This is a genomic window from Streptomyces hydrogenans, assembly GCF_014656075.1.
GTDB classification, from domain to species: domain Bacteria; phylum Actinomycetota; class Actinomycetes; order Streptomycetales; family Streptomycetaceae; genus Streptomyces; species Streptomyces hydrogenans.
This window is the reverse complement of sequence record NZ_BNBS01000004.1, coordinates 148,266-158,638: the sequence shown is the minus strand read 5'-3', so window position 1 is coordinate 158,638 and position 10,373 is coordinate 148,266. Positions and strand designations below refer to the sequence as shown.

Genomic DNA, 10,373 nt, shown 5'->3' with positions numbered 1-10,373 from the left:
CTGCAGCATCATCTGCTTGCGACGCCTCCGAACCTCATTCTGAAATGATCAGTAAGCCGCGAGGAACGTGCCCTCTACAACCCCGCCTTCACCGCACTGCTCTGCATCCGTGCAGTGCAAGGCCACGAAAAGGCGTACGAGGCTCCCTGCCCACTCCCCGTAGCCGTCACCGCCAGCATCATGGCCTTGCAACCCGCCATCAGGGACGCCCTGCCGGCAACAACAGGAACCGGCTTGATGGGGTGGCTCGAAGCCAACCAGCACGTGCGCATCGAGATGTCCCGCAACGCCACGGCGCTCGCCGCCGTGGTCCGGCCGGGACTCCTCTTCGCTCTCCAGTCTCGCGCCGTGTTCTGCACCACCACAGGCCTCATGCTCAAGCCGCGCGCCGTGCCCAAGACCATCGGCGACGGCACGCAGCAGACCAGAGCCATCCAACAGGCAGCCCACATGCTCGGGCGCTGGCTGCCCAGCACGGGCAGCCTCGGTACTGTCCTGACCCTCATGGGAGTCCAGCCGTGACCTTTCAGATCCGCGCGGTCACCATCTACGGCAAGCAGCCCAGTCAAGTGCATACGGTGCCCTTCAAGCCCGGCGGCCTCAACATCGTCACCGGCGACTCCCGCCGCGGTAAGAGCGCGCTGCTGACGATCATCGACTACTGCCTCGCTAGCTCCGAGTATCCCGTGAAGTCCGGCAAGGTGCGGGACTACGTCGGCACCTACGCGATCACCTTGGTCAAGCCCGGACAGCAACTCTTCGTCGCCCGCCGCGCCCCCGAGGCCAAGAAGAGCGTCAGCACCGTCATGTGCGTCCTCTCGCAGGCACCAGGCTCGCCCCCTCCACCCCTGGACGACCTTCGTTTTGTCACACCGAGGGAGGTCGCCAAAGACATCTTGAGCGACTTCTGCGGTATCGACCGCAACATCCGTGTCCCCGCCGTCGGCCGGGCAACACTCATCGCACCGTCCGTCCGCCACGCGCTGTTCTTCTGCTTCCAGGCCCAGAACGAGGTCGCCAACGAAGACGTCCTCTTCCACTCCCAAGGCAAGGAGTGGAGGCCGAACACTATCCGCGGCGTCATCCCCTACTTCCTCGGCGCAACCGACCGCGAGCAAGCACTCCTCCGCAGTCGACTACGCCTCGCCCGCAAGGACCTGTCCGACCACGAAGCGAAACTGGCCGCCGCGAGAGTTCTTGCCCCCGCTGCCGGCCAGGCCCAAGCCTTGCTCACCGAAGCTATCGAAGCCCGCCTCGTGCGTCCTGACACCAGCCGCGAGACGACCGCCGAAGGAGTCCTGCGGCTCTTGCGCCAGCCGCTCCTCCAAAGAGGCCCCCAGGCAGGCCCGGACTCGACCGATGACCCCATCAGCGACCTGCGCAACCGTCGTACCGGGCTGCGGAGTCACGCCAACAGAGCACGGGCGCGCATCGCCGACCTCAAGACGACCCTGGCGGAGAACGGCGACTTCACCGACCAGGCCAACGAGCAGCGCGCTCGGCTGGCCACCCTTGGTCTCCTCAAGCGCGATCCCACGTATCCGTACGGCGCGCATTGCCCAGTCTGCGCCGGCCCGGTTACACCCGCCCATGTCACCGCAGCGGCACTGGCCATGGAGCTTGAGCACCTCCAAAGCGACCTCCACGCCATTGGCAGGGACACTCCAGCCATCGAGCGAATGATCAGCGAAGAAGAGGGCCAGCTACAGGAAATCCGCTCGCGGCTAGCCCGCAATCAGGAAGAGATAAACGAGGTCACGGCAGCCTTCCGGGCGCTGGACCACGAACCTGACGACGCACGGCGTGCCGCCATCGTGCAGGGCCGCATCAGTCTTTACCTGGACACCGCGGCCCAACTCGCCATCGGACCTCGAGTGGAAGACCGAACCGAGGAACTGCGCATACGGATCGCCGAGTTGGAGACGCTTCTCAGCGAAGATACCCAAGGCGACCGCCTGACTAGTTTCCTGTCCTTGATCAACCAGGAGATCAGGTCCAAGGCGCAGGAACTCGAACTGGAACACTCCAGCTCGATGCTGCGCCTCGACGTGAACCGTCTCACCGTGGTGGCTGACACCCCCGACGGGGCGATACCACTGAAAGACATGGGCAGCGGGGACAACCACCTCGGGTACCACGTGGCCACCCTCCTCAGCCTCCACGAGTGGTTCGCCGAGAACGGCAACCCAGTGCCGGGCGTGCTCATTCTCGACCAGCCCTCGCAGGTGTACTTCCCGCCTGACCACGTCGGCGAAGAGGTACTTGAGAGCGACGACCGGATCCTTCTCCTGAACATCTTCAAGGCCATCCACCGCACGCTCCGCCGGCTCGACGGAAGGCTACAGGTCATCGTCATGGAGCACGCAGACCTCGAAGACCCCGCTTTCAGCGATCACGTCGAGCACAGGTGGCGCCGACGCGACGGACAAGCACTCGTACCTGCCGCATGGATTACATCCGAGGCTGACTGACGCTGCAGCGCGCGTGACGCCGGTGGGCCCAGCTGCCATCATGGCCGGTTGTCGGCGTACACGTGAACGTGGCTCTGGCAGGTATCAGGTGCCACTGACAGAGGGCCTCCCGCGCCTGGCATACGTTCTGGACAGCACCGTCTTTCATGCCGAGGGAGAACCGTGCACCGCATCGAGCCCCGCAAGATCGCTCACGGCCTGAACGTGAGTACCCGTACTCTCACCAACCACTGACACGGCTGTACGAGCGCCTGGGATTTGAACCCGGCGATCAGTTCCGGCTGGGGAAGTGGTGGGCAACGTCCGACGAGCGCCCGCCGGATTGACCGCCGAGTTGAGGCGTCGCCGGAGCGCTACCGCCATCCCGCTGCTCGGTTACTGCCAGTGGAGGGTGAGAAGCCGCGGCGGCGATCGTGACCGGAGATATGCGGCTTGCGGCGGCCTTGCTCACTCAGGCGCTCGGGAGCTGTCGCGAGCGCCGTCATGAGATCCGTGCTGATTACAGGATGTACTCCTCCATCAATCCGGCGAGGTGGGCGATGGCCGGCCAGGTGGTGGCGATCGTCGTGTGGGCGTGAAGACGTCGCTGGGCCTGGGCGTACATGGCCCAATCAGCGGGGTTGTCTCCCTCTTGGAGGAACGCAGGCACAATCTCCAGGGAAGCCGGGTTGGAGCAGGTCTTGGTTCGGTTGCCCGGTTCGGCCGGGTCGAGCTTGGTGACGCCGAGCGAGATCTGGTTCTGGGCCGAGCGGGGGTTGATGCCCCAGAACGCGCGTTCCCCGACCTGGACGACGCCGGAGAAGCGCCCGAACTTCGACACGGGAATCAGCTCTTCCGATTCTTCGCCGACCCTGACCATCTCCTCGGTGACTCCGAAGGACCGGGGGACCGCGTCGCGGTCGCTGCGTTCCCGGAGCCGGATGATGCGTAGGCCGGGCTGGTCGCCGGGCTTTCGGATCGCCGGAGTCACAGCGGGGTCGGTCATGTCGACACCTGGCAGGACTAGCTGGTCGAAGGCGATCCGGCCGTCCTGCAGCCATGGCCAGATGTCCCGATCGCTCATTCGTGCGCGGCGTACGAGCAGGAGCCGGTCGGCGGTGGAGTCGAGGGCCAGGGCGCCGGTAATGAACTCGGCGAGGGCCGCGCGCGAGGTGCGGGTGGCTACGCGCCCGCGGCCGGCGGTCAGCGCCTCGGGAAGTGCGGTCAGCGGCATGGGGTGCTCGGTCGAGCTGCCGGGTGTGGGCATGAGCTGTGCGGTGGGTTCTTCGTGCGTGTGCTGCCGGACGAGGATGGGAACGATCATCCGTTCGCCCGCGGGGACGAGCCAGACCGTGATCAGTTCGAAGGGGCCGTCGATGCCCTGGGGTACGGCGATCTTGGGCAGGTGGCCGGCCTGGCGGAGAGCGTCGTTGAGGGCGGAGGCGGCGCGTTCGATGTCGCTCGTGGCGAAGTCGGTGTCCGCGAAGCGCTTGGCGAGGGCGGCTTTGCTGGGATTGGGGTTGGCAGGGGTAATCGGGCGAAGGCATTGGACGTTTCGGCCGAGAGCCGGGAGGGTCTTCTTGAAGAGCTTCTTTGGATCGCCCTGGCGCGTGCGCGAGAAGTAGGCGGGTCCTTCCATCTCCACGATGCAAACGATGGGTTCGGCGAGGCGGGGGAAGGCTTCGGCGATCCTTGCGGTGCGCTCGGTCTCACTCCTTTCGTACTCGGCGCGGCGCGCGACTTTGTCGGGGTTGGTGGAGCGGGGCAGGCCGGCGGTCAGGTCCCGGGGGTCGCAGCGGTGAAGCGTTACGTTCAGCGGCCCGGTGAAGCCGGCGGAAGTCTCTGTGGATTGGCCGGGGGTCAGGCCGAGCTTTGCGGCGGCAGCGACCTGAAGGCCCTGCCAGGTCCGGTCGGAGGACGCCCATACCTCGATCTCGTAGGTGGGGGCGTCAGGCAGCTCCAGCGGCAGGAGCGCTTTGGCGCGGGTCCGGGCCTTAGGGGTGGGCGCGAGTGGAGCCAGCCCCTTCTCCTCCAGCTGGTGGGCGACCTGGGCGAGGACCTCCATGTGGTCGCGGGGCTGGTAGCCGTTGCCGACGGGGTGGTCGTGGACCGAGCGCGTCGGCGGTGTGCCGTCCTTGTCGGGGTAGCGGTAGGTCATGCCGGTGCTGTGGACGAGGTGGGCGGCGAAGGGCTGCGCTGCCGCGTCGCCGGGGGCGGTACGCAGTTGGTCGAGGCTGGGTGGCTGGTGGTGGGTGAGGCGGGCGAGGATCTCGGCGACGCCCGGCTCCCAGGCCCAGGTGCTGCTCTCCCCGCGCCGGCGGATGGTGACTCTGCTCTGCAGGAGCATGGGCCGCTCGCGGCGGTGGACGAATCCTTCCTTGGCCGAGAGGAGGACTTTGGCGGTCGGGTCGCTGAATCCGCGGCGGGGGACGTACTCGACTGGGCGCGTCGCGAGGCGGGTCATGTTCAGGTCGACGTGGAGGTGGACTTCGGGAACGCCGGGCACTGTTTCGAGGTGGAAGGTCAGGACGTCCACGCTGGCTCCGGCCGAGCCGTCTTCGTCGGTGAGGGTCTCGGGTGCGCCGAGGTGCAGGGTACGGCGGCCGTCTGCGCGGGTGGGGCCGAGCCGCAGGTCGCGGTGGTGTCCCAGGAGTTGGAGCCCGCTGCTGGTGAGGTGCTCGGCGACGAGGCTGGGCAGGAGGTTGAAGACGTGGGTCGGGGGGTTGGCGGTGCCGTTGGCATGAAGGCCGTGGCGGGTGAGGTCGAGGTCCTCGGGGACCCACTCCAGCTGGCCGGCGCCTTCGAGTTGGCTGTACCAGTCGGTGTCGGGCATGTGGGGTGCCACGCGGCTCGAGGCCCATGCCGACAGGGCGATCAGCAGGAGGTCCGGGTCGACCTCGGCGCGGGCCCGGAGCCATGCGGGGTCGCGGGGGTTGGTTTGTACGGAGGTGATGTCGGGGTCGATGAGGGTGAGCAGGTCCCGTAGCGATTTGGTGGGCAGGTAGTCGGGTCCGCCGCGGGGACGACGGCCGGGCCGGGTGTCCCACGCCTTCTCCAGGAGGGCGAGCATTCCCGGCGGGCAGGTCGTGCGGTAGCCGGTGACGGGCCAGGTGGCTTCCGGTGTGAAGGTGAGGACGGTGGCTTGGGTGCTGCGGTAGGCGGGCATCAGCGGTGACCCCAGTCGATGTTGTCGAGAAGATGGGAAGCCAGGCCCCAACAGGCCTTCGCGAGTTCGTGGTCGAGCCGCTCGGCGACCGTGGCCGTGGGGCCGGGGTCCGTGAGCCAGCCGTGTAGGAGCTGCTGTGCGGCGACGATCACGCTGGTACGGGGGGTGTCCGGGGCGGAGTCGTCGAGATTCGCGGTGCGGGGGGCGAAGGCCGCGTCGCAGAGGTAGACCAGCACGGGCTCGTTGCCGCGGATGCCACGGCCGAGGGTCTGGTGGAGAGGAACAAGAAAGTTGCCGACGAACGCGGCGTGCTCGATCGGGTCGGTGAGTCGGGTGAACAGGACGGGCTCGCCTACCCGCCGTTGCCAACGGCGACGCTCGCTGCCGCGGAGCTTGCGCGCGAGGTCGACCGGGTCGGCGTGGTCAAGGGTGACGTCGAGAGGATTTCGAAGGCGGCGCATCGCCTCGCGGCTGAGGAGCGAGAGCGGGAAGGTGGCATCGTCGGCGGGCGGGTGGATCCGGGCCAGATAGAACACGGCGCCGAGGGCCGCGACGCGGCGGGCGTTGAGGATGTTGTGGCCGCGTTGAACGGCGCCTTCGGCTGCCACGAGGATGTCGGCCCCGGAGGCGGCGAAAGTGGCGAGGCGCCGCCGGGGGATGCTGTGGCGGGTAGGTGGGTCGTCGTCTCGGATGACATGGAGGGCCGTGTACGGGGTCTTCTGGTTGATGTAATCGGCGACGGTTTGGGCGTCCCGGGTGCTCTGCACGGTGAACAAGACCTGCTGGCGGTCGTCGGCCAGGCGTTGGCGGGCCTGTTGGAGCAGCGACTCCCGCGCACCGGGGGCGGGGTTGCAGATCCAGTCGGCGGACGTACACAGGGCGTGCGCGTGGAGGGTGGGGTCACCTCCGGTGCCCGAGGTGAAGACCGGGCGGCCGTCGCGGTAGCGCGGCGGCCGGAAGAACATCCTGCTTTCCAGCAGCGCCGCCCTGGCCTTCTCGGGTTCGCGCAGGACCAGGTTCGGGGTGACGTCGAGGTGGAAGCGGGGGGAGGCGGGCATCCAGCTGGTGGCGGAGGCGAGGACGACGTTGGGCCCCTGGATCCCTTCGGCCTCCAGGAGGTCATGCAGGTGATACAGCAGCCACCGGCCCACACCACGCAGCCACAGGATGCTGAAGGACCCGCTGTCGCCGGCGGGGTTAGGCTGCCACTGGAGAGCCATCAGGTTTCCCGCGGCCTGCTCTGGGACGAAGGACATCAGGTCGCGGGGCGGCTGGCGGCTCCAGAAGTCGTCGCCGTCTCCGATCTGTGCCGGGCTGATGGCCGGCAGACGCTGGGCGACCTCGAAGAACGATGTGGTGATGCGCGCGGCCCACAGGCCGCCCTGCAACAGCTGCGCGAGCTCCGCCGGCGTGCCCCGGGCCGTGATGCCGTCGAGTACCGGCTGATGGGCCTCGATCCATGCCTCGGCGGCCTCCTGCGCGGACATGAGCGTGTCGTGGGTCGCTGTCATGGCCTCGATCAGCTCGGCCCAGTTCTCTGCGGGCGCCTGGAAGGGGGCGGTGACCAGCGGCTCGAAGTGCTGTTCGAAGTACCGGTCGGCGGCTTCCTCGAGTTCCGCCTTGCGGGCGAAGTCGTTGCGCTCGCCTAGGCCGTGGAGGCTTCGGGCCAGGCGCCGCAGGAGGCTGTACCCGGTGAACGGTCCCTCGGCGATGAGGGCGCTCAGGTGGTCGGCACCCGGGTCGATCATCAGTCGGTAGAGCTCCGTCAAGGCCTGGTCGTGGCGGCGGAAGTGCTTGTCGCCTGCCGTCACCTCGGGGTCCCGGAGGTCGAGGAACCACGAGTGCTCCAAGCGCTGTCCGATCCGGTCCCCCACACGGTGGCTCCAGCCCCTGCCGGGTTGGGAGAGAATCTCGTGCAGCAGGAACTGGTCGTCGAACTGCTGCTGCACGGTGTCGGCCTCGTCCATCAGGAGAATGGCCAAGTGATGCTGGGCCGCTTCGGCGACGCGGACCTCGATCTGGGACTGCGGCATCTTCGTGGATGCCAGGCCGGCCGAGGTGGTCACCCACACCTGGGCTTCCGCCACATTGCGAGCCGCTGCGTGGGCAGGGCATCGCGAAAGGATCGGGCAGTCCCGGCGCCCGCGCTGGCCGTCCACAAAGAGCTTGCCCCTGCACGGCCGCTCCTCCCTCGGGAGCGGAGCCCGGTCGCTCCTGCTGGTCAGGCGCAGCTCCTCCACGTAGCACTGGTCGTCGGCGAACGCCGCCGCGGCGTCGACACCGGTCGGGAAGGTGGTAGCGCCGTCGTGGAGGAGCGAGCGCCAATAGCGGTCCTTGTGCACTCCCTCCCGGGTCCGTCCGAAGATGGGGACAGCGTTGATACGGAGCGCCTGCAGGAAACTGACCTTGGCGTACATGTCGCTACCGGAGGCGAGCACGAAGCCCACCTTGCCGCCGCGCTGGGCAACGATGTAGGCGATCATGTCCAGCAACGTGGATTTTCCGCTGTTCATCAGGCCCACCACGTGCCACAGACCGTCGATGACCATCTCCTGTGGCCGCTCCAGGAGACGCCCTCCCACATGGTCGGCCAGCAGGGCCTCCATCTGCTCCAGCCGCTTGACGAAGTTCCGGTTCTCGATCTCCGGGTGAGCGATCAGGAGCTCGTCCATCTCGGCCGCCGCCCGCTGAAAGTCCTCCATGGTGAGAGGAATCGGCTCCCGTGTTCGGAAGGCCGTCGCCAGCAGCTCGGGCGGGGCCGGCGCGGGGACAAAAGTCTCAGGGATACGGATCTTTTCCCAGCTGCCATCAGTTCGCTCGAAAGAGCACGTCGAACCAGGCGGCGCCGGCCGATAGTCGCTCCCCGCCTTGTAAGGGGCGACTTCCTGAAGCCTCTGCCGGTAGACGTCGTGGCGTGCCGCGGCGTATGGGGAGCGGCGCCGGGTGAACACGGTCGACAGTTCAGCCTTGTGCCCCGCCATGTCGCCTGGCTCGAACCCCCGTACCTGGGCGGGGAGCTTCACGTAGTGGTCGAGCTTCTCTCGCATCGTCCCGGTCTTGGCAACCGGGCCCATCAGCTCACGCAAGGTCCGGATCTGCGGGTCGAACGCCGGATCCAGCCGCATGTATCCAGCGAGCACCGGCCACAGAGCGCCGATGCCCCGCCCCGGCATGTGATCGACCAGGAACGACAGCCCTAGCTCGAGGGCACAGAGTTCCCACGGCTTGAGCTGGCCGAGCATCGGCCGGACGCACTCGTCGTCCAGCTCCTTCACCAGCGAGGTGCTCCAGGAGCGGGTGTCCCTCATCGGGCACCTCCCGCCCTGCTCGCGCGGACGGCGGCGTGCCGCAAGAACGCCTTCTCATCAAGCACCTCGACTCCAGCGGCCCGGCCATGCAGCTCGCGCTCCAGATCCGCGAGGTAGCCAGGCGTCTGGAGGCGGTGCATGGGGACGACGATGATGCGCCGACGCGCCGGCACGCGGGCATCGCTGCGGAACCCCCGGGCGAGGAGAGTGGGGCTCGCGCAGTCCTTCGCGTCGATCGCCCAGCATTCCCTTTCTCCGCCGGCGTTCACCGGTTCGAAGATCAACGCCGCGTCCCAGGCGTCCAGGCACGGCCACGGCTCAGTCCGGACCCGGTCCGCCGGCAGCTCGGCGAGCCGGTCCAACAGCCGCCCTTCGAGCAGTCCAGGGTCGTGGAAGAACTGGCGGGTCGCCCGGTGCTGGGTCCAGTACCCACCCAGACAGGCCACCTCGAACCGCTCGGGCCTTCCGCCGCACCCCGGAGTGCCGCAGCCGCTCGCCCCGTCGTCGACCGGATTGCGACACTCGCGACAGCGACCCAGCCGGACCTTCCCCGGGCTCTCGACCGGATGGAGGACGTACGCAGTGCGCACGAACTTCGCGAGGTACGAGTCGCTGTCGGCGTCCGCCTTCGACAGCTCTCGCGCCAACGCCTGGACGTCGCGGTCGCTGAGAACGGGGCGATCGATCAGCAAGCGCCGCAGTCGGCAGTAGATTCGCTGGACAGCCTCCTCGCCATCACCATTCATCCGGGCGCACGACATCAGTGCCGCGAAGGTCTGGTTTTGAACCAACTCCGCCTCGACGTCGGCGTGACGGACCAGATCGGCTGCCTGCTCGGCGAACTCCGACAACTCATCCCCGTCCAGCAGGATGGCTTCGAGATCACCGCCGGCGAGGGAGAGCGGAACGGGCCAGGACCCCAGCGGGCGACGGCACCACTCGAACAGCTCGAGGTCGTTGCCCGGCCAGTCCGACCCCAGCGCCTGCGCCTTCCACCACAACCGCCCCCGTGCGTCACGCCAGGCGCGCGGCAACGGACCGGGCAATTCAGCAGCCCTGAAGTGCCCGCCATCCGCCTGCTGCCGATCGAGCCGGATTCTCGCCAAGGCGGCACACAACAACTCCACCGTCATGTAGTCGTCCGCTGCGCTCTGGGGATCCCGGCCCCTGCCGGGCGCGGCATCCCGTGACTCCGCTACCTCATTCGCTGGTGGACAGCCGTCCGGCGACTCCGATCCGACGGACTGAGGGTGCGCACGGTCAGCGGGCCTGGCGGCTTCCTGAGTAATGCTCATAGCTGATCGATATACACCACGTCACTGACAATGCACTATCCGTTACGAGTGAGTGTTCTTTTTGGAACTGTCATTCGACATTGGGTGGTCGTTGTTCAGCGGTGGAGGGCGTAGCAGCGGAGTACATCGATGTCGGCGGGACGGACGGCGGACC

General features: G+C 67.7%; 5 protein-coding genes. 2 read left to right on the top strand and 3 right to left on the bottom strand.

From position 1 onward, the window contains the following. The first annotated feature begins 96 nt into the window (after positions 1–96). Complete coding sequence (locus IE321_RS03595; RefSeq protein ID WP_226653056.1) at positions 97–522, top strand: three component ABC system middle component; 426 nt, start codon at positions 97–99, stop codon at positions 520–522. Then, positions 519–2,471, top strand: coding sequence for a DUF3732 domain-containing protein (locus IE321_RS03590; RefSeq protein WP_190221719.1), 1,953 nt, complete (start codon positions 519–521; stop codon positions 2,469–2,471). Before IE321_RS03595 ends, IE321_RS03590 begins: the two co-directional genes overlap by 4 nt. Before the next feature lie 499 nt (positions 2,472–2,970). On the opposite strand, the gene IE321_RS03585 is transcribed toward IE321_RS03590, so the two are convergent. Genes IE321_RS03585 through IE321_RS03575 form a run of 3 tightly spaced genes read right to left on the bottom strand, consistent with a single transcriptional unit; the run spans position 2,971 to position 10,057 of the window. Then, complete coding sequence (locus IE321_RS03585; RefSeq protein WP_190221718.1) at positions 2,971–5,616, bottom strand: pPIWI_RE module domain-containing protein; 2,646 nt, start codon at positions 5,614–5,616, stop codon at positions 2,971–2,973. After that, complete coding sequence (locus IE321_RS03580) at positions 5,616–8,924, bottom strand: pPIWI_RE_Z domain-containing protein (RefSeq protein WP_190221717.1); 3,309 nt, start codon at positions 8,922–8,924, stop codon at positions 5,616–5,618. Before IE321_RS03580 ends, IE321_RS03585 begins: the two co-directional genes overlap by 1 nt. After that, positions 8,921–10,057 (bottom strand): restriction endonuclease-related protein, encoded by a 1,137-nt coding sequence (locus IE321_RS03575; RefSeq protein WP_190221716.1) that lies wholly within the window; start codon positions 10,055–10,057, stop codon positions 8,921–8,923. The genes IE321_RS03580 and IE321_RS03575 overlap by 4 nt, the downstream gene beginning before the upstream one ends. Positions 10,058–10,373 lie beyond the last annotated feature (316 nt).